Genomic DNA, 22,025 nt, shown 5'->3' with positions numbered 1-22,025 from the left:
AGGACCATATGCATAATGGTTTTTTCATGAACTGGTTTGGCAATCAGAAGGGAGAAGGATTTGAGTATGATCTGCTGGTTTGGGGAATTGCGGCTGTGCTGACCATCAACGGTAGTGGCAGGTTCAGTGTAGACAGGTGGTTGATGGGCTTTGGGTATAAATAATCCGGTTGCAAAACGCATACACCCAGGCAGCCATACACCCAGGCAGTCTAAGCAAACTCAGGAAATAAAAAATCCCGGAGACTCCCCCGGGACTTTCTTCTTTTCAAACTATACTAAAAAAACGCACGGATTATTTATATCACCCTGAATCCCACATATACCTGGAACCCCTGATTTTTCCACTTATTGCTGGTACCTACATCATTGATATCGTTCAACCCTATCACATACCTTGCTCCCAATTTGAACTTCAGCAAATTCAGCTGTGCACCTGCAAGTAAAGACAAGTCTCCCTTCTTGAATGCGTCCTTTCCATTATTCACAAGGTCCTTATCCTGGTTCAGCAGCGTTCCAAACTGTGGCCCGATCTGAAAAGCGATCAGGTTGACCGGCCGGAAGCTGAGGAGTACGGGAATGGACAGATAATGCAGCTTCCCTTTCACGTCACCTATTCCATCAGGGTAAACATTATCAAAGTCGTTACCGGTGCGGAAATTGGTCTGGCTGAAAAGTACTTCCGGCTGAATGCCGAATTTATCAGTGAAATAGATCTCGCCAAAAGCACCGAGATGGTACCCGAATTTGAATTCGTCCCGGAACGACTGGCCGTCTACCTTGAAGATATTGGCGCCGCCCTTGAAGCCGAAGTGAAGGCTCTGGGAGAAGCCGGCTATCGAACAGCATACTATTCCGGCCAGCAATAACCAGGGTCTTTTTTTCATATGTATTGATTTAATGGACTGGTATCAACCGGTCTTAGATGATGCGCAGGCCCAGATAAAGCTGGAATCCCTGGTTCTTCCATTTTTCTTTATTGTCAACATCGTTGATGTCTGCCAGACCTATTACGTAACGGCCACCTACTTTAACACCGCCAAGGTTCAGCTGTACGCCACCCAGGACGGAGAGATCACCGCTCTTGAATGCTTCTTTACCGTTCTGAAAAAGATTTTTGTCCTGGTTCAGCAGTATGCCGAACTGAGGACCTGCCTGTATTGACAATACTTTTGATGGCGAATAGCTCAGCAGCAATGGGATGCTCAAATAATTGAGCTTACCTTTCACATCGTCCTGGCCACCGGGAAATACATCTCCGAAATTGGCGCCGGTACGATAGTTCAGCTGGTTCCACAGAACCTCAGGCTGGATGCCGAATTTGTCTGTGAAATTGATCTCAGCAAATGCGCCGATGTTATAACCGAAATTGTATTCTTCTTTGAAGCTCTTGCCGTCTACCTTGAATATGTTAGCGCCGGCTTTTACGCCCAGGTGTAATCCCTGTGCAAAGCTCACTGAGCAGAACAATAAAGCCAGGGGTAAAAAAAACAGGGTTCTCTTTTTCATACATTGTAATTTGGTTCACTCTGGAAATTTCAACTGTTGTGCCAACTAACCCAAAGTGGTTGTTAATAAAGGCGTATGGTTGCGAAGATTATATTAAATAATGCCTCACAACCATACGTATACGATTAATGCAATATATGAAAATATGGGAATTAATCACCCCAATGTGATCACGGTAATTTCAGGGAGGATACCAACGCGTCCCGGATACCCGATAAAACCATAACCCCTGTTCACGTATAGTTTCTGTTTCTCATTTTCATAGAGTCCTGCCCATTGCCTGTACATGTATTGAACAGGGCTCCATTTGAAGCCGGGCAGGTCTACACCGAACTGCATGCCATGGGTATGGCCTGAGAGCATCAGGTCTACATCTTTATATTGTGGGATCACTTCAGCTTCCCAGTGGCTGGGATCGTGGCTCATGAGAATTTTGAAGGGAAGGGTTTCGGTGCCGGGGTGGGCTTTGTCCATTTTCCCGTATTTGGGGAAATTGCCTTTGGCGCTCCAGTTCTCGATACCGATGAGAGCGATCTTTTCTTCGCCTCTTTCAAAGACCACATGTTCGTTCATGAGCAATTTCCATCCGAGTTCTCCGTGTACGGCTTTCAGTCTTTCCAGGTTGGCATGTTTGGCGTCTGCGGATTCCCAGCGTACGTAATCGCCATAATCGTGGTTACCGAGGGTGGAGTAAACGCCCATGGGTGCCCGAAGCTGACTGAATACGTCCATATAGTCTGTCATTTCGGTGGCGCGGTCGTTAACGAGGTCGCCGGTGAAGAGGATGAGGTCCGGTTTCTCTTTCATGATCTTTTCCACGCCGTGGAGTACGGCTTTCTTGTCCATGAAGCTACCGGAATGGATATCCGAAATGTGTACGATCTTAAGTCCTTTGAAAGCGGATGGCAGGTTGGCGAAGCTGAGGGGGATGCGGTTGACGTGATATTTATATTTATTGCTGAAGCCATAGAGCAGGGTACCGAAGAGGGTGCTGCCGGCGGCCAGGCCGAACCAGCTGAGGAAGGCGGAGCGGGTGATACCGTCCGATGCCTGGCTGATTTCCACGGAGGGGTTGCTGAAGAGTTTTCCGATCACCCACATGCCTCCGCGCCGGATATCGTCGAGGGCCAGGAAGATGGATACGATGAGTTTGGCGAAGAAAAGGCCTACTGTAATGGCGAAGAGGTAGGTTCTTACGCCGCGGGGCCAGTTATCGAAATTGATGAAGGGCATCATGATGAGCACGGCCACCACGGAAACGGAAATGAGCCAGTAGAGTACGATGATGGTCAGCCTGAGTTTGGGGGAATGGTCCGGAAGCACCACTTTAATGGCCTGGTACACGTAAATATCGAGGATGATCATGATACCTACGATGACCCACCAGAAACCTGAATTGCGCATGGATTAGATTTTTTTTGCCTTTGTTAAGAACTTTATTTAACAGTCAAAGCCTGTTTTGGTTGCGATTGTTGGGGTGGAAGTGTATTTTTGCCGTCCTGCCATAATCCCGGATTCCCGTTTTTATGCAGGTAAACGGTGCCGGAAAGCTGATTATTATGGCCTTGAGCCGCAAATGACTGGCCTCCGGACGCAAAAATAACTGGGTTCACCGGTGGGCAAAACTAAATTTTGCGGTCTTGCCGATTGGTGACAATTTTACGATCTACAAAAATAGGTACTCTACAATGGCCCGAGTAATTGGAGTTGCAAATCAAAAAGGAGGAGTTGGAAAAACAACTTCTGCCATCAACCTGGCCGCCAGCCTGGCCGTGCTCGAATTCAGAACACTGCTGGTGGATGCCGATCCGCAGGCGAACAGCACCACGGGTGTGGGCTTCGATCTGCATAATATCCAGCAGAGCCTGTACGACTGCATGGTAAATGGCACTTCAGCCAGGGATGTGGTGCTGAAGTCCGAGATCCCCAACCTGGATGTGATCCCTTCACATATCGACCTGGTGGGTGCGGAGATCGAAATGATCAACTATCCCAACCGGGAAAGCGTGCTCAAGGGTATCCTGGAAGCCGTTAAAAACGAGTATGATTTCATCATAATAGATTGTTCCCCTTCACTGGGTCTGATCACGGTGAATGCCCTGGTGGCAGCCGACAGTGTGATCGTTCCGGTGCAGACGGAATTCTTCGCCCTTGAAGGATTGGGCAAATTGCTCAATACCATCAAGATCGTTCAGAGCCGCCTCAACACCGCCCTGGTGATCGAAGGCATCCTGATGACCATGTATGATGGCCGTCTCCGCCTCTGCAACCAGGTAGTGAATGAAGTGCGCAAGCACTTCGACGAAATGGTGTTCAGCACCATCATCCACCGTAATACACGTATCAGCGAGGCGCCCAGTGTGGGCAAACCGGTGATATTGTACGACGGACAGAGCAAGGGAGCCATCAATTATCTCAATCTCGCCAAGGAGATCCTGCAGAAGAACAATATGACGAAGATCAGTCAGGAAGAAAGGATCCTCGAGTAGCAGCCATTAGTATCAATAACCACCATCTGTAAACGAATACAGTTCATGAGCAAGTCAAATAAGGATAATAAGGAATTGTTAGGTAAGGGCATCCGTTCCCTTTTGCAGAGCATTGACTCGGATTTGAAGACCGGCACCGGTCAGTTGAAGGGTTCAGTTGTAGAGCAGGTCACTACCATGCAAAGGATCGCCGTAACGGATATCGAGCCCAACCCCAAACAGCCGCGTAGGGATTTCGATGAAACTGCGCTCAATGAACTGGCCGCATCCATTAAACTGCACGACCTGGTGCAACCCATCACGGTATCCGGACTGCCCGGCGGCAAGTACCGCCTGATCTCCGGTGAACGCAGATGGAGGGCTTCCAAGATCGCGGGCCTGAAAGATGTGCCTGCCTATATCCGTCAGGCCAATGACCAGGAACTGCTGGAACTGGCCCTGCTGGAAAACCTGCAGCGTGAAGACCTGAACGCCATGGAAATTGCGCTGAGCTACAAACGCATGATGGAAGAACTCAACCACACGCAGGAGCAGGTAGCTGAAAGGATGGGTAAAGAAAGAAGTACTGTAGCCAACTATATCCGTTTGCTGAAACTTCCGCCAGACATCCAGGTAGCGGTGCGTACCGGCGTTATCAGCATGGGCCATGCCCGTGCACTGATCAATGTGGATACAGTGGAAACACAGCTCTTCATCTTCAATGAGATCAAGACCAATGGTCTTTCCGTTCGTCAGACTGAAGAGCTTGTACGTAAGATGTACAAAGGGAATCAGCCTGTTAAATCTTCGGTAAAAGCCTCTCTCCCACCGGCCTATAAAAAAATTGAAGATAATTTAGCGTCGCATTTCAGCACCAAGGTAAAACTCAATCACAGCAAAAAAGGCAATGGCCTGATCTCGATCGAGTATTACTCCATCCAGGACCTGAACAAGATCCTGGACCAGATTGGTGTTACTGCCAACTAAGTTTGTTTTCGATGATACGTTCTGTTTCCGCAATACTCCTGTTATTGATGTGCTCTGCTTTGGCAAATGCGAAAGCAGTGAGTCCGGTGCTTCCTTTGGAAGAACCTGTATACCGGGTGCATCATTCGCATGAGCTGTACAATGCGGAAGAGATAGTGGTCATTTACTATTACGATACGGTTCCCGTACCGGTGGCTCCTGTTGCACCGGTATCCGGCATCAAAGCAGACTCCATCGCGATCGTAAAAAAAGACACTACTAAAAAACACAGCCCGCGTAAAGCAGCTATCCGCTCCGCCATCTTTCCCGGATGGGGTCAGTTCTACAATAAGAAATACTGGAAGGTGCCGCTCGCATGGGCAGCAGTAGGTGTTCCCATCGGTTTGTTCATCTACAATAAGAACTGGTATGACCGTACCCGTTATGCACTCACGGTAGTGGCCGAAGGCAATCAGAACAATCCGGATATACTGGCCAAAGTGCATCAGCAGTTACAACCACTGGTGCGGAATAGCCAGACCACTTCCCTGCTCAATTACCGGAGTGAGTTCCGGAGGAATATGGATTACTCCATCCTGTTCGGCCTTGTACTCTGGGGGCTCAATATCGTTGACGCTACGGTAGATGCCCACCTGCGTGACTTCGACGTGAGCGATGATATTTCCCTGCGTATTTCGCCCACCGTACTGCCCGGGAATATAGCCGGGGTGAGTTTTGTATTTACATTGGGATCAAATAGTCGCGCAAAAACTTTACCTTCGCTCCGCTAAAAATCAACCTCAGTCTGAACAGTTATTTATGAAAATTGCACTTATCGGTTACGGTAAAATGGGACAGGCTATCGAAGCCATTGCTATACAGCGCGGACATGAAGTTGTGTTGAAGGTATCCATCGAGAACCTTGAAGACAATACCATCGAAAATATCCGCAAGGCTGATGTGGCAATAGAGTTCACCGGTCCTGAAAGTGCTTTTGAAAATATCATCCGCTGCTTCGATGCCGGCGTACCTGTGGTAAGCGGTTCTACAGGCTGGCTGAACAGGTACGAGGAAGCCAAAGCTTATTGCACGCAAAAGAATGGCTCCCTCCTTTATGCCAGCAACTTCAGTGTGGGCGTTAATATATTCTTTGCGCTCAATAAAAAACTTGCGTCCCTGATGACATCACATTCCGAGTATGATGTTCAGATGACGGAGATCCACCATACTCAAAAGAAAGATGCTCCAAGCGGCACCGCTATTACGCTGGCTGAGCAGATCCTTGAAAAGAATGGCAGGAAAGATAAATGGGTGAATCACAGCAGTCAGCTTCAGAATGAACTGGTGATCCTGAGCGAGCGCGAAGATCCTGCTCCGGGTACACATGTGATCACTTACACTTCAGCCATCGACGACATCGAGATCAAACATACGGCTCATAACCGCCAGGGCTTTGCTACCGGCGCTGTGCTGGCCGCCGAGTTCCTTCATACGAGGAAAGGCATTTTTTCAATGAGTGATGTGCTGGGGATCTGAAGCCCGCCCCTGTTCCCAACCGGTTCACTGCATTAGAATTTTATCCGCAACCAGAAATTACAAGTTATCGTCTTTTACAGGTACGGCCCGTAAGGGCAGGTATTGACCTGTATGACTGATAAGATCAGATTACTGCCCGTAAAGGACGGTGGTATGCCATTGTATAAATAACCAATAAGATTATGAAAAAGCACGAAGCGGAGAAAAGCACAGCAGCGATACGGCTGACCCGCCGGGAATTGGATGTGCTGCGGCTGATTGAGAAAGAACTGACCAACAGACAGATTGCGGAGGCCCTGTTCATCAGTGAACGGACAGTGGAAACCCACCGGAAGAATATCTTCCGCAAAACCCAAACAAACAGCGTGATAGGGCTGATCAAGTATGCTTACGGGCATAAATTGATCTGACTTATCAGCATTCAGAAAATTATTCTATCTTTCTCGCCTCGAAATCAGACCCAAATGTTATCGAAGAAAGCACAATATGCTTTTAAAGCATTGATGTACATGGCTGAAAGGAAAGACAACCAGCCTGTGCTCATCGCCGAAATAGCCAAGAAGAAGAAGATCCCCCTCAAGTTCCTGGAAAATATCCTGTTAGAACTCAAGAAGGCGGACATACTGGACAGTAAAAAGGGCAAGGGTGGCGGCTATTTTTTCAAAGTGGCCCCAAAAGATATCTCCATGGCAAAAGTGATGCGTCTGATAGACGGTCCCATTGCCATGCTTCCCTGCGTAAGTCTTTATTTTTATGAGCGCTGCAAGAACTGCGACGAGAAGCAGTGCGGCCTTCATGACATGATGATCACCGTCCGGGACGCCACGCTGAAGATCCTTGAGAAGAAGTCCGTTGCGGATATCTCCAAACAATAATGTAATTTCGCGTTCGAAAATCAAAACATTCATATGTCTACAATTTCAAAGTCAACCATTGACTTTTCTTTACCTTATAAAGTAAAAGATATCAGCCTTGCTGAGTGGGGCCGTAAAGAGATCCGTCTTGCTGAAGCAGAGATGCCTGGTCTTATGTCCCTGAGAAAAGAATACGGCGCAAGCCAGCCACTGAAAGGTGCGCGTGTTGCGGGTTGCCTGCACATGACCATCCAGACTGCCGTATTGATAGAAACGCTGACTGCACTCGGTGCGGAAGTGAAATGGAGCTCCTGCAATATCTTCTCTACACAAGATCACGCTGCTGCTGCTATTGCTGCTGCCGGTATCGGTGTATTTGCCTGGAAAGGGCAGACGCAGGAAGAAGCTGACTGGTGCATCGAGCAGACCCTGTTCTTCGGTTCTGCAGAACGCCCCCTGAACATGATCCTCGACGATGGCGGTGACCTCACCAATATCGTTTTCGATAAATACCCTGAGCTGGTTCAGCATATCAAAGGACTCAGCGAAGAAACCACCACAGGTGTTCACCGTCTGTATTAAAGAATGGCTAATGGCACACTGCCGATCCCGGTTATCAACGTGAACGACTCTGTTACCAAATCCAAATTCGACAATAAATACGGCTGTAAAGAGAGCCTGGTGGATTCAATCCGCCGCGCTACCGATATCATGCTGGCCGGTAAAGTGGCTGTTGTTGGTGGATACGGTGATGTGGGTAAAGGTTCTGCTGCCTCCCTCGCAGGCGCAGGCTGCCGCGTGATCGTAACTGAGATCGATCCTATCTGCGCCCTCCAGGCTGCTATGGATGGTTTCGAAGTGAAGAAGATGATCGACGCCGTGAAAGAAGCTGACATCATTGTTACTGCTTCCGGTTGCCGCGACCTGATCACTGAAAAGCATTTCCGCGCCATGAAGGATAAAGCCATCGTTTGTAATATCGGTCACTTCGATATCGAGATCGATATCTCCTGGCTGAACAACAACTATGGCAACACCAAGGATACCATCAAGCCACAGGTTGACCTCTACAATATCGAAGGTAAGGATGTGATCATCCTGGCTGAAGGCCGCCTCGTTAACCTGGGTTGCGCTACAGGCCACCCCAGCTTTGTAATGAGTAATTCTTTCACCAACCAGACACTGGCTCAACTGGAACTGTGGACCAACAGCAGCGCCTACGAGAACAAAGTGTATGTGTTACCAAAACACCTGGATGAGAAAGTTGCCCGCCTTCACCTGGCCAAGATCAGTGTTGAACTGGATGAACTGACCACAGAACAGGCTGAATACCTCGGTATTCCCAAGGCTGGTCCTTACAAACCAGAACATTACAGGTACTAGGATACACGATTCAATGTATATACAAAGCCCGGCACCAGCCGGGCTTTTTTGTTATCCACCAGCAGTAACGGAATACATGAAATCCCTTATCTTGCACAGCTAACCCTTTATCCAGTTAAAGTTCTAACCCTTCTTCCCTTTTAACCGGAGATAACCCACGGTCCAATATTTTTTTGGAACAATTAACTGTTACTGTCAATTGTAGCACAGGAATTGATAGAAAAGCAATTATTAATAATCGTATATGCGCATTCATTTTGTAAAGAATATTCAGTTCACCAAACTGCTGAAGGCCGAAGGTCGCCTTAGAGAATTCAATTTCCGTAAACTCGGCGGTCAGCAGGAAGGAATATTCACTGTAGATGTTGTAGATGACAGGGGCAATCGCATCCTCTTCCGTATGCAGAAAGAAGATGCTAACTGGAAGATCATGGAACAGGCGCTTCCCCGTTGGATCTGGGACAATGAGAAACGTCTCCATGAATTGATCGAGGACGAACTGCAGAATCCTACCGCTTCGCATTTCAGCTAAAAACAGGTAAGTTTATGCCATAAATTATTTATGGTCCGATTTACTGCAACCATACTGAAGTTTGAGGAGATGGGCGATAAAACAGGCTGGAGCTATATCAGCATCCCGGAAGCTATCGCCCAGCAACTTTCTCCCGGCACAAAAAAATCCTTTAGAGTAAAAGGCAAGCTAGATAAACACCCCATCAAGGGTGTATCTCTTATTCCTATGGGCGGTGGTGCTTATATTCTGCCTGTCAACGGTGAGATGCGCAAAGCCACAGGCAAGCAGAAAGGCGCCAAACTGGAAGTACAGCTGAGCCTCGACAAAGTACCATACAAGATCAACCAGGAACTGCTTGACTGTCTGGAAGATGAGCCGGCAGCCAAAGCTCATTTCAATACCATGCCTCCCTCCCACCAGGCTTACTGGAGCAAATGGATCGAAAGCGCCAAAACAGAGCCTACCAGAACAAAACGCATCACACAATCTGTGATAGCGCTCAGCAAAAAATTCGATTACGGACAAATGATACGGTCACTCAAACAGGATAAGCAGGACAGACTGTAATGTACTGGGTGTACCGGAAGTAACAGGGTGTGCCAGTAGCTCGCCTCCGGCGAGTTACTGCTATTTGTTCGCCTCCGGCGAACCACGCGTCGCCGGGAGGCGACTGAAATAAAAGTCACTCGCGGGGACGCGAGCGACCGGGCGCTGCGAAATAAAAAAAGAGCTGTACCAGTGGTACAACTCTTTACTCATTTTATTTGTCTTATCAGTGACCGGCGCGGTCATTCTTCCTGAACCTCTCTGCAATCAGTTTCAGTTCATCTTCCTTCAGTGAGGAGGTCTGCTTCAACAGCTTGATGAAATAAGCCACTTCTTTTTCCGTGGCAGGGCATCCGATATTCTGACCAGTTGTTTGGAGACTGGCGCCGTCAGGACGTTCCTGGGAATCCGCCAGTAAGTTTCCTTTGGGGTCCAGGATGATCCAGAATGGAATTCCCTGGTCTGCTGCGTGGTATTTCTTCAGCAGCTCATCGGCACCGGGATTTTCGTCGGCTTTTTTGGCGGGCGCTTCTTTTACCGTGAGGTGCTCCACCACATAGCTCTTATCAAAAAATGCTTTTACTGACTGGTCGTTCATGGCCGTGTCCATTTTATGACACCAGCCGCACCAGCTTGCGTGAAAGATCACGAATACGTTTTTCTTCTCTTTGGCCGCGGTTTTGTACGCAGCATTGAGAATGTCGGATGCAGGTTTTGCAGACTGGGCATTTGCAAAGCACACCGCAACTGTCATGGCTAATACGAGTGATAAAGAGCGCAGTTTCATACGTAATAATGTTAGGTCTTTAAAAGTAAATAAATTAACGCAAAATGAATCAACCGCCTGATTATCCCCAAACTGTTAATATGTAAATTTGTAATGAACCTGTTCTAAAAATTATATTTGGAATAGTACGATGGAGTTGGTGAGTATCGCAAGGTACCACTATTGTGAACCTAAATCTGATGCGCTTGACAGACACAATTATCAACCTTGAAACCGTTAACCCTATCGAGTTCTTTGGTGTTAACAATGGCAAACTGGATATTCTCAAGAAAAAATTCCCCCTGTTAAAAATTCTCTCCCGGGGTACTCAGCTGAAATTAAGCGGCTCGCCTGAGCAAGTGGGAACTGCGAAAGAAAAGATTGAACTTATTGTTCAGTACCTGGAACGCAATGGCCACATCAGCGAAAATTATCTGGAACAGGTCCTTGGTGGTGACGACGCAGAAACGGTGGATCATTTCATTGATCGCAATCCGAATGATGTGCTCGTGTTCGGTCCCAATGGCAAAACGGTACGCGCACGCACTGCCAACCAGAAAAGGCTGGTTCAGCAGGCGGAACGCAATGATATCGTGTTTGCGATAGGCCCTGCCGGTACAGGTAAAACCTATACCGCCGTTGCCATGGCTGTAAGAGCGCTTAAGAACAAGCAGGTGAAAAAGATCATCCTTACCAGACCAGCTGTAGAAGCAGGAGAAAGCCTCGGCTTCCTGCCCGGCGACCTGAAAGAGAAGATCGATCCCTACCTGCGTCCGCTGTACGATGCGCTGGACGACATGATCCCTGCAGACAAACTTGGCTACTATATGAGCACCCGCGTGATAGAGATCGCGCCGCTGGCTTATATGCGTGGCCGTACACTGGACCATGCCTTCATCATCCTGGATGAAGCCCAGAATGCCACTGACCTGCAGCTCAAGATGTTCCTGACGCGTATCGGGGCCAATGCAAAGGCCATTATCACGGGGGATATGACACAGGTGGACCTTCCCAAGAATCAGCGCAGCGGCCTTGAAAAAGCCGTACGCATCCTGAAGAATGTGGATGGCATCGGCCATATTGAACTCGATGAGGAAGACGTGGTGCGCCACCGCCTGGTAAAAGCCATCATCAAGGCTTACAACCTGGAAGCGGAGCAAAACCCGGAACAGTCTACCAACTGGCGCCAGCAGCGCCACAGGCTGGACGAAAAAAATTCAGATTAATTAACCTACTGGGTAAAACCCCATATCTGCCCGCAGGCCAGGCCCTCCAGCCGACAGCCTGCGGGCTTTTTTATGCCCCGCTTTTCGCCTATTCAGCTACAAGCGCTATTTTTGTGCCTTATGAAATATCTTTTACTACCAGTATTGGCTATCCTGACCTGGTCCTGCAACCAGGAAACAGGCTATACCAAGGCCACCGACGCACAGGACGCAGGCCGTGAGTTCATCCGCGCCTCCCTCGACGGAGACCTGAAAAAAGCCAAATTCTACATTCTGAAGGATTCCGCCAACCTGGACCTGCTCAGTACCTGGAAGCAAAAGCACTATGACAAGCTCAACAGCGATGAACGCCGCCAGTACAGGGATGCCCAGATCAGACCTGTAAGCATCGAAGCGGTGAACGACTCCCTGGTGAACTACACTTATACCAACAGCTACAAAGAAAAAGATACCACCGTGCTGTCTGTAGTAAGAGTGAGCGGAGAATGGCTGGTAGACTTCAAACAAGTACATGGCCTGAAACACTGAGCCAACTGATCCTATTTACCGGCTGAATCCCATCTCCTGCTGATCAACGGCTTTGCCGTGGTTATACCACCAACTCTACGTTTGCTGCATATGAAAATATCCGGCCGCGGAAAAGCGGCGTATTATTAAACGAAGAAGAATAACAAGAAGAAGTATGTTAACTGTTTCCCATCCATGGCATGGCGTTCCTTATGGAGACAATGCCCCCCGTGTAGTAAATGCAGTGATCGAGATCCCACAAGGCTCGAGAGCTAAATATGAGATCGATAAAGACAGCGGCCTCCTGAAACTGGACCGTGTGATCTACTCCTCTTTCTATTATCCCTGTAACTACGGATTCATTCCCCAGACATATGGCGACGATAAGGATCCCCTGGACATCCTGGTGATCACTTCACTGCCCGTACAGGCCCTCTGTATCATGGAAGCCAAAGTGGTAGGCGTAATGCAGATGATCGACAATGGCGATGGTGATGACAAGATCATTGCAGTAGCTGCCAACGATCCCGGCGTTAACCACTACAACAATATGGAAGAACTGCCCCCGCACTTCTTCAGTGAACTCCGCCACTTCTTTGAAGAGTATAAAAGACTGGAAAACAAAAAAGTGATCGTGGAAGAGTTCGGCGACAAATCCACCGCCCTCAAAGTGATCCAGGAAGCCGTTGATTCCTACAAAGAACATTTTCGCAAATAGCCAATGATGCGCTAACTTCCACTGGTTGAATCTACAAACCAGAAATATGGCAACCCAGCAAATCATCACCCTTGTGCTGATCGGACTGGCGGCCGGTATTCTCAGTGGATTGATCGGTGTGGGAGGAGGCGTGATCATGGTACCGGCGCTGGCATTCTTCATGCATTTTTCACAGCACCAGGCTCAGGGCACCTCACTGGGTGTACTGACCCTGCCTGTGGCAGCGCTGGCTTTTTATAAATATTATACGGAGTGCCAGAAAATGGGCACTCCTATCGATATCGCCGTAATACTGATGCTTGCCTGCGGGTTCGCCATCGGCGGTTATCTCGGCAGCTCCATGGCCGTGAAGATCGATAAGGAACTTCTCAAAAAGATCTTCGGCACCATCATGCTTTATACCGCTTTCAAACTCTTCGGCTGGGACCTCCTGATCATCCGCTGGGTGAAGTCCCTCTTCTAGATCTTACCGAAATACCTCCGCACCATCCGCAGCTTGTGCGTTCGCATACCCGTTTCCGTATGTACAATACCGGCATTATCGATCCTGTCTATCCGTACCTTACCTGATGCATGGATCACCTGCTCCGCATTCAGCATGATGCCCACATGCGTGATCCGTCCTTCATCGTTATCAAAGAATGCCAGATCCCCACATACAGCTTCCTGCAAAAACCCGATCGCTTCCCCCTGCGTTGCCTGCAGGTAAGCATCCCGCAACAGTTTATAATTGAAGAACCTGAAAACAGATTGTGTAAACCCGCTGCAATCGATCCCGAACGCAGACCGGCCTCCCCATAAATAAGGAACATTCATGTAGCGCATAGCCCTGGCCGTGATAGCATCCGCGGAAGCCACCGCCGTACCCGCATGCCACGGACTGGCAAGCTGGTAACGGATCCTGTAATGCCCCAGTTGCAGCTCCTCTCCCGCCGGCGCGATCACCGCCGTACCCATGGGAACATGCGCCTCCACCCCATTGATCAGTACACGATCCGTATAATCACCGATCAATACCTTACTCTCCTGGTCTCCCGGCAATGCCGCCAGCAACTCCACCTGGCTGCGCTGCGCCCATCCTTCGTATTCATCATACACTGTTCTCAGTTTGATGAAGTCTTTACTCTCCTCCAGCACCTGCCCGCATTCACCCAGCAACAACTGGCTCACCATTTCACTGCGATGACTATCGGTTGCGCGAAGCGGTGATACCGGTACCGTACAAACAGCATATTGCATAATCCGTATTTTTTACTAAGCTAAAGAAAAAAGATCAGGGTGTTCCCAGTCACTCGCCGGGAGGCGAACGACTGCAGTTCTCCGTTATGTATTTTTATTCATTATGCATCTTATCAGGGAAATTAGCTAATTTTCACACGGTGAACCAGGACCAATACGCACATATCACAGACCAGGAATTACTCGGCAAATATTACGCCGAGCGGAACAACTATTGGCTGGGACTACTCCTCCAAAGGTACACCATGCTCCTCTTCGGGGTATGCATGAAGTACCTCAAAAATGAAGAAGAAGCGCGCGACGGGGTTCAGCAGGTATTCCTCAAAGTGATCCAGGAACTGCCGAAATACAAGGTGGAATATTTCAAATCCTGGCTCTACATGGTGGCCAAGAACTACTGCCTCATGAAACTGCGCGCCAGAACCAGCCGTACCACCGAGATAAAAGACAGCATGGTGGCCACGCCCGCTGAAGACAGCAGCATGCAGGGCCACCTGGAAAAAGACCATCAGCTGGAATTGATGACCGAATCCCTGGAAGAACTCAGCAAAGAGCAGAAAGTCTGCGTAACTTTGTTTTATCTCGACAAAAAGTCTTACCAGGACATTGCCGAAGAAACAGGGTTTACCTTGATGCAGGTAAAAAGCTATATCCAGAATGGGAAGCGCAACCTGAAAATATCGATGGAAAGGAAACTCAAACAATGAACCACAACCTGTTAAACATATTATCGAATTCCAACAAGGACATCGACAACCAGAAGTTGATGGACTACCTCGCGGGCAAACTGTCCGGCCAGGATAAGCACGAGGTGGAAGTGTGGATGCTGGAAAACGATTTCGAGAACGAAGCCATCGAAGGTCTCATGCAGGTCAGTGGTAAAACAAAGATAGACACCTACGTTGACCAGCTCAATAAAGACCTCAACGGTTATATCCAGAAAAAGAAGAACCTGCGCGAAAAACGCAGGATCCAGGATGCGCCATGGGTCTACGTTGCCATCATTCTCATCCTGCTGGTGGTGATCTTCGGCTATATGATCATCCGCAAACTCATCCATCATTAAGTCCCCTTCCTTCCCTGCACATTTTGATTATATTGTGGTCCATTAACAGAGACCCATCATGAAGAATTCTACCTCCTTATTCCTGTTCCTGCTGCTGGCAACGGTAACGCAGGCACAGAAGCTCAGCTACAACGTTTCCTTCCCCAATATGGCCCATCACGAAGCGCAGGTCAGTCTTACCGCTTCCGGCATCAGTACCAAAACCGCCGTATTCCGCATGAGCCGCTCCTCTCCCGGCCGTTACGCCACCCATGAATTCGGGAAGAACGTTTATGATGTAAAAGCTTTCGGCAAAAACAACAAAGCCCTCACCGTTATCCGCACCGATGGTGATGTGTATGAAGTGAACAACCACGGGGGCTTCGTCCGTCTTGAATATACACTCTATGCCAACCACCCTGACGGTACTTACGCAGGGATCGATGCCGCCAGCATCCACCTGAACATGCCCGCCGCATTCATGTGGATCAAAGGCTACGATAGAGCCCCCATCGATATAAAATTCAATATCCCTGCAGACCGCAACTGGACCATCGCCACACAACTCAAGCCCACCGCCGACTCCACGCTTTTCACAGCACCGGGGCTTCAGTACCTGATGGACAGTCCAACCAAAATAGGCAACCTCACCTGGAAGGAATGGACACTCACCAACCCCTCCGGCAAATCATACAAGATCCGCTTCGCCTTTGAAGGGACATCCTCCGACAGCATGCTCACCGCCTTCACCAACAAAGTGAAAACCATCACCGAACAGGCCCAGGCCGTTTACGGCGAAGTGCCAGACTTCGATTTCGGCACCTACACCTTCATCACAGCCATCAACCCCTATGTGAAAGGCGATGGCATGGAACACAGAAACTCTACCGTGATCCATATCCCCGCCCCCTTCGATGGCGCCAACTGGATGTTGGATGTATTTGCCCATGAATTCTTCCATTGCTGGAACGTAGAACGCATCCGCCCAAAAACACTCGAGCCCTTCAACTTCGAAAAAAGCAATATGAGCAACGAACTCTGGTTTGCCGAAGGCTTCACCCAGTATTACGGCGACCTGCTCACCGAACGCGCAGGCGGACAAACTGAAGAAGAATACCTCGATGTGATCACCGGCCTCATCAATACCAAGGTCAATGGACAGGGCGCCCGGCGCTACTCTCCCGTAGAAGTGAGCCGCCATGCGGTTTTCGTGGATGCAGGCGTTGCCATCGACAAGAGCAACTACATCAATATGTACACTTCTTACTATCCCTATGGAGGCGCTATCGCGCTTGCCCTTGACCTCCAGCTTCGCGCGCAGTTCAACCTCACACTCGACCACTATATGACTGCCGCCTGGAAGAAATACGGCAAAACGGGCATCCCCTACACCGTCGACAATCTTGAACAGCTTCTAACACAGGTAACCGGCAGCAAACAATTCGCCACCGGTTTCTTCTCCAAATACATCAACGGCCACGAGCCCCTGGATTATGCACCACTGCTGGAAAAAGCCGGCCTCAGCCTCAAACGCGCCAACGAAGGCAAGGCCTGGATCGGCAATGTGCAATGGAAGGAAGGCAACACTCTTACCATCGGCAGCAACACAGTTATCGGCACGCCACTTTACAATGCCGGCCTTGATATCGACGACCAGCTGATCTCCATTTCCGGCAAGCCCCTGAAAAAGCAGACCGATCTCGCCGAAGTTCTTAAAGCCCACAAGCCCGGAGACCAGCTCAGTATTGAATATGAACATCGCGGCAGCAAGATCAGCACAAAGATCATTACTGCGGAGAGCCCATCTCTTGCAGTGACGGCAAATGAGAAAGCTAATGAGTTCCGGAGGAAATGGTTGGAAAGAAAGGTGCAATAAGTGGTTTAGGTTTGGGGATTCTTTTGGCCGCGGGCGCTTAGGTCATATGGTGCCCGGTCGGGAAAACATACGATCCTCCTGCCCGGCCCTGCACTGCAGCCCCGACACTCCCCTGAATGTACAATAGTACCAGTAAAAGGTGTGGGTATGTTTTACAGCCGAATTTTCATATCCCCCCTGAGCCACACAAAAGCCATAAAAAGAAAAAGCCGTTCAGGATTCCCCAAACGGCTCAAAAAATATAAATCAACAATTACTGGTATTGAATATACACCGGCTGCGGCTTCAACTTCAGCACTTCCGCCGGCGTCATGATCCTGCTTCCCTTCTCCCTGAAATCGTTCTTATAAAAAAGCTTAAACCCTGTGTACTGCACCGGCTCCGGGTAAATAAACGAGCGGTATGTGCTGATCTTGCGGGCCTGTGCTCCCCATCCGTCCATGTCCATGATGATCTGGGTCTCGGGACGCAGTTTAATGTTTTTGTAATTAGTCACCATCGGCCTTGTGAAACGGTGAACCACCAGCATTTTCGGAGGCAGGTTATTTTCCTTTACCAGTTTGGCGAGGTACTCGGTAGTGTAATTGATATCAGCGGCATCGAAGGTTCCGATAACAGAGCCTGGTTTTTTTCCTGTTTTCATGGAGAATTCAGGATCGATACCGAGGTGTACATGCGGCATCTTCAGGTATTTTTCCAGCAGGGGCACTTCAGCCTGCAGGTTGCTGAAACCTACCTGGATATCGATGAAAACGAGCGCATTTATCTTTTCGGCCATGGCAAGGATCTTATCGATCTGTCCGTGACTCATGCGGAGGCGGTATTTGCCATCAGCGCCTGCGCTGCCCTGGGCAGTCACGGCGATATAGTGAAGGGCCGGGACCACTTCCATGGTGGTGTCGGCGGCATGCCAGTTCTTAACTTCTTCCTGCAGCTTGGCCAGCATTTCCTTTTCGGGGAGTTCACCCAGTATACCCATTTTGGTGGAGTAAAGGTTTCCGTAGAAGGCGAGTACGCGCTTGAAAGGAAGAATGGCTCCTGGCAGCGGGTAGTCGGCTTTTACGGGCCATCTTCCGGTGGTATCTCCATTGGCCATGTAGAGTGATTTGGCATTGTAGAGGGCTGTATCCAGCGTGGTGGCGGTTGCGGGAGGTTCCGGGGCTTTAACGGTATCAGTGTCTGACTTGGTTACCGGAACCGACTGCACTTCTGCGGCTACGCCCCTGGTGCCTGGTTTACAGCCAAAGATTGTGAGAGCTGAGATAAGGGACGTGGAGAAGGCCACCTGGGCCAGAATCCGGTTTTGTCTTTTCATAAGTTATTGATGTTTTGAACGGTCGGAGTACGCTGACTTTCGTTGTTTGAGTGAAAAATGCACGCAAAGATCAGCGCTATTGAACAAAAAAACGTGCCAGCATCAAAAATATTTTACATGCAAATTTTTAATGTAAAAAGGGATATGGGGAAGCGTAACTTTATATGGCATAATTATTTCAACTGTTCTTTAAAATATACTGCCATGGGTACGCTTCAACAAATCCATAACTGGAGCATTACGCATAACCCGCGCTGGCTGGTTGTCGTACGGGTTGCTCTGGGACTTTGTCTCTTTATCAAGGGATATACTTTCATGATCAATTCCACTCAATTGGATGTATTGCTGCAGAACACCAGGCTGGCCGCCCACAATGATGCCATATCCATCATTGTCACCTGGGCCCACCTGCTGGGCGGCGTACTGATCATTGTTGGCCTGTTTACAAGGCTGGCAGTGGCTTTACAGCTTCCGATCCTGCTGGGAGCTTTGATCTTCATTACAACACAACAGGGCATTTTCGCGGCTGGTTCTATGTTCCCGCTCACGGTGGTGATCTTCCTGTTGCTGATCTTCTTCCTGGTGGAAGGTGGCGGGCGCATGAGCCTCGACCATTTCTTCAAACACCACCAGGCCTGATCTCTTTTTAGAACAGACGGTTATTCTCCTTCGTACACAACGCCGGAGGTGGGTGTTTCATGCAGTTCCAGCCGCTTCATGGCGGGAATGGAAGGCTTGAGCTGGTCCCAGATCCATACTGCGATCAGTTCGCAGGTGGGATTGGAGAGGCCGGGGATATGATTGAGGCATTTGTGATCCAGGGTGCCCACCACAGGTTTAATGATCTTTTTCAGCACCGCAAAATCCATTACCCATCCCAGTTCGGGATCCGGCTTGCCTTCGATCCATACACGGAGACGATAGGTGTGACCATGCATTTCCTTGCATTTATGTCCGTCTGGTACATTTGGGAGCCAATGGGCGGAGTCGAATGTAAACTCTTTGTAAATGAGCATAGAATAGAATGTGGGCCAAAGGTACGAAAGTAGCCCGGCCTTCGGCATGATAGAAATCATTCAGTGAAACAAAGAGGCCGCCATTTGGCAGCCTCTTGCTGATTTAACTGAGCTGGAGTTCGAGTGAATCAGTTTATTTATGCAGGGATATTCTGTCCACCACCGTTTCTTTACCGGCCCTTACTTCCACGCCGGTGATGGTAGTGTCTTTATACCCGTTGCTTGCATTCACGAATATCGAATAGGTACCTGATTTGAGGCCACGGGCCTTCCAGAGGCCGTTCCTGAATGGCAGTGCATAAGCGGTGTCCGAGCCATTGAACACGCTGATCACAGGCCATGCGTCCCGGGGTTCGATCCTGCCTGCCACTGCACCCGTTGCTTTGACGGTGAAGAGGTGGATCACTGGCTTGAGATAGAACACACCGTCGCGCACGCGGATCACAGAACGGGTCACATCAAAATCAAGCCAGAGACGGAAGCGGTCCGGCTGGTATTCATCCCAGTCGCCCCCCTTCACTTTGATGATGATGGAGGAGGATAAACCGGGGAAAAGTTTCAGCGGATACTCAGTGCTGTCTTTCACCAGCGAATTATTATTACCCAGTTCGATCTTGATGAGCCGGATTTTGCCCTGAGGAATGATGCCATTCGCCAGGAGCGTATCCGTACCATTGCGGAGGGTGAGCAGGTCATACACACCCGGCTTGATATCCAGGGTCTGCCAGTTGACGCATTTATTATCATCGTCATCATCGTCCCAATCGTGATGATCATGATCATTGTCTTCCACCCTGTTATCTTTGGAACAGGTATCTATCAGCACTTTCACTGATCTTATATCTACATGAACATTATCAAAAAAACCGGGATCATCGGTGAGGTAGAGGCTGACCTGCTGGGAGCCTGGAGGCAGCGCCTTTTCTGAGGAATCATTCTTGGAGCAGGCGTAAAAGACCAGGGAAGCCAATACAGTGACCGCTCCAAAACCATACAGTTTTGACAGTTTCATAGTAAGCTTTTTTATGACGAAGAATGAAGTTCCACCTGTAAAAGGCAAACTCTGTGCCTGATCTGAATATGGTGGAAAACTCATTCAGACGGAGACATCGTAAAATTGACACAGAATAATTAGTCTACTAATTTGGTAGACTAATTATTTCAGACTAATATTGTGCTGTCATTAGCAAGCAACAATAACAGACAGTATGAAATCAACACCTGCGTATCCATGGCTGATAGCCTTTCCCGCGCTGATCTTCAGCACCACGGAAATCTATCCGGGCAAACCCGAAAAGATCAGCGGACAGATCCTGCACCAGGACACTGGCCAGCGCATCGAGAATGCTTATGTATATATCGTTTCCGGTGAGGAAGAAGGGCTGACGGACAAGAACGGACAGTTCAGTATCACCACCTGGCAGCAGCTGCCGGTAACGCTGGTGATCGAACATCCCAATTACAAGAAGAAAAGAGTGACCACCACTCAGCCACTGCAGAAACAGGTGATCAAACTGGAGCCGAAGCCTTCCAACTGATACTACCATACAGCTAAATATTTCCGATGCATTAACCAACGAATAGCCATTGTATGAATCTCAACCTGCTGGCATTTGCTGTACCATTCTTTGTATTGTTCATGACGCTTGAATTTCTGATCGCCAGAAAAAAGAAGCTTCCCTATTTCAATCTCAATAATTCCGTAGCCAATGTGAGTATCGGTATTGCAGAGCGTTTGCTGGATGTATGGGTAGTGGGCGTCTTCTACTTCTTCTACGATTATCTGAATAAGAATTTCGGGCTCTTCCATATACAACCGGGGGTGCTGATGTGGATACTGTTGTTACTCGCCACCGACTTTCTCTGGTACTGGTATCACAGGCTGGCGCATGAAGTGAATGTTTTCTGGGCAGCACATGTGGTGCATCACCAGAGTGAAGATTTCAATTATACCACCAGCGCACGCATCACTGTTTTCCAGGCATTCCTGAGAACCCTTTTCTGGGCAGGCTTGCCACTGCTGGGTTTCCCGGCATCGATGATCACCAGCTTGTTGCTGGTGCATGGGCTCTACCCGTTTTTTATCCATACCCGTTTGATCGGCAAACTCGGTATACTGGAATACATCCTGGTAACGCCATCGCATCACAGGGTGCATCACGCGAGCAATGAACAGTACCTCGATAAAAATTACGGAGATGTATTCATTATCTGGGACAAGCTCTTTGGCACTTTTCAAAAAGAGGAAGATGATGTGGAGATAAAATACGGACTGACCAAACCGCTGAACAGTTATAGCTTTCTCTGGCAGCATGTACATTTTTTTGCGGAGCTGATATATGCGGTGCGACGTACGGAAGGCTTCAGGAACAAAGTGAAACTGATCTTCGGAAAACCAGACCTGGTGGATCCTGCGGCGCGCGAAGCAGTTGAGAGGAAATTCAACATCTTTCATATTCCTGAAGCAGTGGAGCACCGGTTGAACAGGTATGTGGTCTGGCAGATCTTACTCAGCATGCTACTGCTCTTTGTATTCATTCTT

28 protein-coding genes are annotated in these 22,025 nt (G+C 48.9%); 20 read left to right on the top strand and 8 right to left on the bottom strand.

The window, feature by feature from the left end:
• Window positions 1-298: 298 nt before the first annotated feature.
• The 3 genes from ACTHMC_RS15990 to ACTHMC_RS15980 all read right to left on the bottom strand — a co-directional run bounded on the left by ACTHMC_RS15990 (window position 299) and on the right by ACTHMC_RS15980 (window position 2,912).
• Window positions 299-886 (bottom strand): porin family protein, encoded by a 588-nt coding sequence (locus tag ACTHMC_RS15990; protein ID WP_440414505.1) that lies wholly within the window; start codon window positions 884-886, stop codon window positions 299-301.
• A 34-nt stretch (window positions 887-920) separates the two neighbouring features.
• Window positions 921-1,508 (bottom strand): porin family protein, encoded by a 588-nt coding sequence (locus ACTHMC_RS15985; RefSeq protein ID WP_440414503.1) that lies wholly within the window; start codon window positions 1,506-1,508, stop codon window positions 921-923.
• Window positions 1,509-1,664: 156 nt separating this feature from the next.
• Entirely contained in the window at window positions 1,665-2,912 is a 1,248-nt protein-coding gene (locus ACTHMC_RS15980) for a metallophosphoesterase (RefSeq protein ID WP_440414501.1), read from the bottom strand.
• Between the two features lie 284 nt (window positions 2,913-3,196).
• Here ACTHMC_RS15980 and ACTHMC_RS15975 point away from each other — a divergent pair, with 284 nt between their 5' ends.
• The 10 genes from ACTHMC_RS15975 to ACTHMC_RS15930 all read left to right on the top strand — a co-directional run bounded on the left by ACTHMC_RS15975 (window position 3,197) and on the right by ACTHMC_RS15930 (window position 9,796).
• The gene (locus tag ACTHMC_RS15975) at window positions 3,197-3,997 is read left to right on the top strand and encodes a ParA family protein (protein WP_440414499.1); all 801 of its coding nucleotides are present in this window, start codon (window positions 3,197-3,199) and stop codon (window positions 3,995-3,997) included.
• 45 nt (window positions 3,998-4,042) lie between these two features.
• Entirely contained in the window at window positions 4,043-4,963 is a 921-nt protein-coding gene (locus tag ACTHMC_RS15970) for a ParB/RepB/Spo0J family partition protein (RefSeq protein WP_440414498.1), read from the top strand.
• A gap of 11 nt (window positions 4,964-4,974) precedes the next feature.
• Window positions 4,975-5,733 (top strand): DUF5683 domain-containing protein, encoded by a 759-nt coding sequence (locus ACTHMC_RS15965; protein ID WP_440414496.1) that lies wholly within the window; start codon window positions 4,975-4,977, stop codon window positions 5,731-5,733.
• Between the two features lie 28 nt (window positions 5,734-5,761).
• The gene (dapB, locus tag ACTHMC_RS15960; protein WP_440414494.1) at window positions 5,762-6,478 is read left to right on the top strand and encodes a 4-hydroxy-tetrahydrodipicolinate reductase; all 717 of its coding nucleotides are present in this window, start codon (window positions 5,762-5,764) and stop codon (window positions 6,476-6,478) included.
• Window positions 6,479-6,660: 182 nt separating this feature from the next.
• Window positions 6,661-6,888, top strand: coding sequence for a response regulator transcription factor (locus ACTHMC_RS15955; RefSeq protein ID WP_440414492.1), 228 nt, complete (start codon window positions 6,661-6,663; stop codon window positions 6,886-6,888).
• Between the two features lie 54 nt (window positions 6,889-6,942).
• Window positions 6,943-7,353: an RrF2 family transcriptional regulator gene (locus ACTHMC_RS15950; protein ID WP_440414491.1), complete on the top strand. Its 411-nt coding sequence runs from the start codon at window positions 6,943-6,945 to the stop codon at window positions 7,351-7,353.
• Window positions 7,354-7,386: 33 nt separating this feature from the next.
• Window positions 7,387-7,914 carry an adenosylhomocysteinase gene (locus ACTHMC_RS15945; protein ID WP_440414489.1) on the top strand — a complete coding sequence of 176 codons (528 nt, stop codon included), beginning with the start codon at window positions 7,387-7,389 and terminating at the stop codon, window positions 7,912-7,914.
• Between the two features lie 3 nt (window positions 7,915-7,917).
• Complete coding sequence (locus tag ACTHMC_RS15940; protein ID WP_440414488.1) at window positions 7,918-8,715, top strand: adenosylhomocysteinase; 798 nt, start codon at window positions 7,918-7,920, stop codon at window positions 8,713-8,715.
• Between the two features lie 244 nt (window positions 8,716-8,959).
• The gene (locus ACTHMC_RS15935; RefSeq protein ID WP_440414487.1) at window positions 8,960-9,247 is read left to right on the top strand and encodes a hypothetical protein; all 288 of its coding nucleotides are present in this window, start codon (window positions 8,960-8,962) and stop codon (window positions 9,245-9,247) included.
• A gap of 30 nt (window positions 9,248-9,277) precedes the next feature.
• Window positions 9,278-9,796, top strand: coding sequence for a YdeI/OmpD-associated family protein (locus tag ACTHMC_RS15930; RefSeq protein ID WP_440414486.1), 519 nt, complete (start codon window positions 9,278-9,280; stop codon window positions 9,794-9,796).
• Window positions 9,797-10,001: 205 nt separating this feature from the next.
• On the opposite strand, the gene ACTHMC_RS15925 is transcribed toward ACTHMC_RS15930, so the two are convergent.
• Window positions 10,002-10,562 carry a thioredoxin family protein gene (locus ACTHMC_RS15925; RefSeq protein ID WP_440414484.1) on the bottom strand — a complete coding sequence of 187 codons (561 nt, stop codon included), beginning with the start codon at window positions 10,560-10,562 and terminating at the stop codon, window positions 10,002-10,004.
• Between the two features lie 185 nt (window positions 10,563-10,747).
• Here ACTHMC_RS15925 and ACTHMC_RS15920 point away from each other — a divergent pair, with 185 nt between their 5' ends.
• From ACTHMC_RS15920 to ACTHMC_RS15905, 4 genes are all read left to right on the top strand, one after another.
• Window positions 10,748-11,767, top strand: a complete 1,020-nt coding sequence (locus ACTHMC_RS15920) for a PhoH family protein (RefSeq protein WP_440414483.1) — start codon at window positions 10,748-10,750, stop codon at window positions 11,765-11,767.
• Window positions 11,768-11,887: 120 nt separating this feature from the next.
• Window positions 11,888-12,295 carry a hypothetical protein gene (locus tag ACTHMC_RS15915; protein ID WP_440414481.1) on the top strand — a complete coding sequence of 136 codons (408 nt, stop codon included), beginning with the start codon at window positions 11,888-11,890 and terminating at the stop codon, window positions 12,293-12,295.
• A gap of 154 nt (window positions 12,296-12,449) precedes the next feature.
• A complete protein-coding gene (locus ACTHMC_RS15910) occupies window positions 12,450-12,992 on the top strand; it encodes an inorganic diphosphatase (protein WP_440414479.1) in 543 nt (180 codons plus the stop codon).
• 46 nt (window positions 12,993-13,038) lie between these two features.
• Window positions 13,039-13,455: a TSUP family transporter gene (locus tag ACTHMC_RS15905; RefSeq protein ID WP_440414477.1), complete on the top strand. Its 417-nt coding sequence runs from the start codon at window positions 13,039-13,041 to the stop codon at window positions 13,453-13,455.
• Here the strand turns inward: ACTHMC_RS15905 and ACTHMC_RS15900 are convergent.
• Window positions 13,452-14,231 (bottom strand): C40 family peptidase, encoded by a 780-nt coding sequence (locus ACTHMC_RS15900; protein ID WP_440414476.1) that lies wholly within the window; start codon window positions 14,229-14,231, stop codon window positions 13,452-13,454. The two genes, ACTHMC_RS15905 and ACTHMC_RS15900, sit on opposite strands and share 4 nt — an antisense overlap.
• Window positions 14,232-14,371: 140 nt before the next feature.
• Here ACTHMC_RS15900 and ACTHMC_RS15895 point away from each other — a divergent pair, with 140 nt between their 5' ends.
• Genes ACTHMC_RS15895 through ACTHMC_RS15885 form a run of 3 tightly spaced genes read left to right on the top strand, consistent with a single transcriptional unit; the run spans window position 14,372 to window position 17,152 of the window.
• On the top strand, window positions 14,372-14,938 hold the full coding sequence (locus ACTHMC_RS15895; RefSeq protein WP_440414474.1) for an RNA polymerase sigma factor: 567 nt from the start codon (window positions 14,372-14,374) through the stop codon (window positions 14,936-14,938).
• On the top strand, window positions 14,935-15,297 hold the full coding sequence (locus tag ACTHMC_RS15890) for a hypothetical protein (protein ID WP_440414473.1): 363 nt from the start codon (window positions 14,935-14,937) through the stop codon (window positions 15,295-15,297). Before ACTHMC_RS15895 ends, ACTHMC_RS15890 begins: the two co-directional genes overlap by 4 nt.
• 58 nt (window positions 15,298-15,355) lie before the next feature.
• The gene (locus ACTHMC_RS15885; RefSeq protein WP_440414471.1) at window positions 15,356-17,152 is read left to right on the top strand and encodes a M61 family metallopeptidase; all 1,797 of its coding nucleotides are present in this window, start codon (window positions 15,356-15,358) and stop codon (window positions 17,150-17,152) included.
• A 253-nt stretch (window positions 17,153-17,405) separates the two neighbouring features.
• Here ACTHMC_RS15885 and ACTHMC_RS15880 read toward each other — a convergent pair whose 3' ends face one another.
• Window positions 17,406-18,467, bottom strand: a complete 1,062-nt coding sequence (locus ACTHMC_RS15880) for a hypothetical protein (protein WP_440414470.1) — start codon at window positions 18,465-18,467, stop codon at window positions 17,406-17,408.
• A gap of 117 nt (window positions 18,468-18,584) precedes the next feature.
• Here ACTHMC_RS15880 and ACTHMC_RS15875 point away from each other — a divergent pair, with 117 nt between their 5' ends.
• Complete coding sequence (locus ACTHMC_RS15875; RefSeq protein WP_440414468.1) at window positions 18,585-19,106, top strand: DoxX family protein; 522 nt, start codon at window positions 18,585-18,587, stop codon at window positions 19,104-19,106.
• 20 nt (window positions 19,107-19,126) lie between these two features.
• On the opposite strand, the gene queD is transcribed toward ACTHMC_RS15875, so the two are convergent.
• Together queD and ACTHMC_RS15865 are read right to left on the bottom strand one after the other, a co-directional pair.
• A complete protein-coding gene (gene queD / locus ACTHMC_RS15870; RefSeq protein WP_440414466.1) occupies window positions 19,127-19,483 on the bottom strand; it encodes a 6-carboxytetrahydropterin synthase QueD in 357 nt (118 codons plus the stop codon).
• A 133-nt stretch (window positions 19,484-19,616) separates the two neighbouring features.
• Window positions 19,617-20,495: a DUF4382 domain-containing protein gene (locus ACTHMC_RS15865; protein ID WP_440414464.1), complete on the bottom strand. Its 879-nt coding sequence runs from the start codon at window positions 20,493-20,495 to the stop codon at window positions 19,617-19,619.
• A 196-nt stretch (window positions 20,496-20,691) separates the two neighbouring features.
• Between ACTHMC_RS15865 and ACTHMC_RS15860 the strand changes: the two genes are divergently transcribed.
• Both ACTHMC_RS15860 and ACTHMC_RS15855 read left to right on the top strand, forming a co-directional pair.
• Window positions 20,692-21,021 carry a carboxypeptidase-like regulatory domain-containing protein gene (locus tag ACTHMC_RS15860; RefSeq protein ID WP_440414462.1) on the top strand — a complete coding sequence of 110 codons (330 nt, stop codon included), beginning with the start codon at window positions 20,692-20,694 and terminating at the stop codon, window positions 21,019-21,021.
• Between the two features lie 53 nt (window positions 21,022-21,074).
• Window positions 21,075-22,025: sterol desaturase family protein (locus tag ACTHMC_RS15855; protein ID WP_440414460.1), on the top strand; the 951-nt coding region annotated here is incomplete at its 3' end.

The sequence above is a fragment of the Pseudobacter sp. genome, from assembly GCF_051955275.1.
GTDB lineage: Bacteria > Bacteroidota > Bacteroidia > Chitinophagales > Chitinophagaceae > Pseudobacter.
The sequence above is the reverse complement of the archived record's forward strand: the minus strand, read 5'-3'. Positions and strand labels throughout refer to the sequence as shown.

Bases quoted from the DNA above. Each gene is read 5' to 3' on its own strand.
- dapB (WP_440414494.1), top strand. From the start codon at position 5,762: ATGAAAATTGCACTTATCGGTTACGGTAAAATGGGACAGGCTATCGAA.
- ACTHMC_RS15890 (WP_440414473.1), top strand. From the start codon at position 14,935: ATGAACCACAACCTGTTAAACATATTATCGAATTCCAACAAGGACATC.
- ACTHMC_RS15990 (WP_440414505.1), bottom strand. From the start codon at position 886: ATGAAAAAAAGACCCTGGTTATTGCTGGCCGGAATAGTATGCTGTTCG.
- ACTHMC_RS15950 (WP_440414491.1), top strand. From the start codon at position 6,943: ATGTTATCGAAGAAAGCACAATATGCTTTTAAAGCATTGATGTACATG.
- ACTHMC_RS15985 (WP_440414503.1), bottom strand. From the start codon at position 1,508: ATGAAAAAGAGAACCCTGTTTTTTTTACCCCTGGCTTTATTGTTCTGC.
- ACTHMC_RS15905 (WP_440414477.1), top strand. From the start codon at position 13,039: ATGGCAACCCAGCAAATCATCACCCTTGTGCTGATCGGACTGGCGGCC.
- ACTHMC_RS15865 (WP_440414464.1), bottom strand. From the start codon at position 20,495: ATGAAACTGTCAAAACTGTATGGTTTTGGAGCGGTCACTGTATTGGCT.
- ACTHMC_RS15860 (WP_440414462.1), top strand. From the start codon at position 20,692: ATGAAATCAACACCTGCGTATCCATGGCTGATAGCCTTTCCCGCGCTG.
- ACTHMC_RS15940 (WP_440414488.1), top strand. From the start codon at position 7,918: ATGGCTAATGGCACACTGCCGATCCCGGTTATCAACGTGAACGACTCT.
- ACTHMC_RS15900 (WP_440414476.1), bottom strand. From the start codon at position 14,231: ATGCAATATGCTGTTTGTACGGTACCGGTATCACCGCTTCGCGCAACC.
- ACTHMC_RS15875 (WP_440414468.1), top strand. From the start codon at position 18,585: ATGCAAATTTTTAATGTAAAAAGGGATATGGGGAAGCGTAACTTTATA.
- ACTHMC_RS15980 (WP_440414501.1), bottom strand. From the start codon at position 2,912: ATGCGCAATTCAGGTTTCTGGTGGGTCATCGTAGGTATCATGATCATC.
- ACTHMC_RS15955 (WP_440414492.1), top strand. From the start codon at position 6,661: ATGAAAAAGCACGAAGCGGAGAAAAGCACAGCAGCGATACGGCTGACC.
- ACTHMC_RS15880 (WP_440414470.1), bottom strand. From the start codon at position 18,467: ATGAAAAGACAAAACCGGATTCTGGCCCAGGTGGCCTTCTCCACGTCC.
- ACTHMC_RS15885 (WP_440414471.1), top strand. From the start codon at position 15,356: ATGAAGAATTCTACCTCCTTATTCCTGTTCCTGCTGCTGGCAACGGTA.
- ACTHMC_RS15925 (WP_440414484.1), bottom strand. From the start codon at position 10,562: ATGAAACTGCGCTCTTTATCACTCGTATTAGCCATGACAGTTGCGGTG.
- ACTHMC_RS15915 (WP_440414481.1), top strand. From the start codon at position 11,888: ATGAAATATCTTTTACTACCAGTATTGGCTATCCTGACCTGGTCCTGC.
- ACTHMC_RS15910 (WP_440414479.1), top strand. From the start codon at position 12,450: ATGTTAACTGTTTCCCATCCATGGCATGGCGTTCCTTATGGAGACAAT.
- ACTHMC_RS15945 (WP_440414489.1), top strand. From the start codon at position 7,387: ATGTCTACAATTTCAAAGTCAACCATTGACTTTTCTTTACCTTATAAA.
- ACTHMC_RS15935 (WP_440414487.1), top strand. From the start codon at position 8,960: ATGCGCATTCATTTTGTAAAGAATATTCAGTTCACCAAACTGCTGAAG.
- queD (WP_440414466.1), bottom strand. From the start codon at position 19,483: ATGCTCATTTACAAAGAGTTTACATTCGACTCCGCCCATTGGCTCCCA.
- ACTHMC_RS15970 (WP_440414498.1), top strand. From the start codon at position 4,043: ATGAGCAAGTCAAATAAGGATAATAAGGAATTGTTAGGTAAGGGCATC.
- ACTHMC_RS15930 (WP_440414486.1), top strand. From the start codon at position 9,278: ATGGTCCGATTTACTGCAACCATACTGAAGTTTGAGGAGATGGGCGAT.
- ACTHMC_RS15975 (WP_440414499.1), top strand. From the start codon at position 3,197: ATGGCCCGAGTAATTGGAGTTGCAAATCAAAAAGGAGGAGTTGGAAAA.
- ACTHMC_RS15965 (WP_440414496.1), top strand. From the start codon at position 4,975: ATGATACGTTCTGTTTCCGCAATACTCCTGTTATTGATGTGCTCTGCT.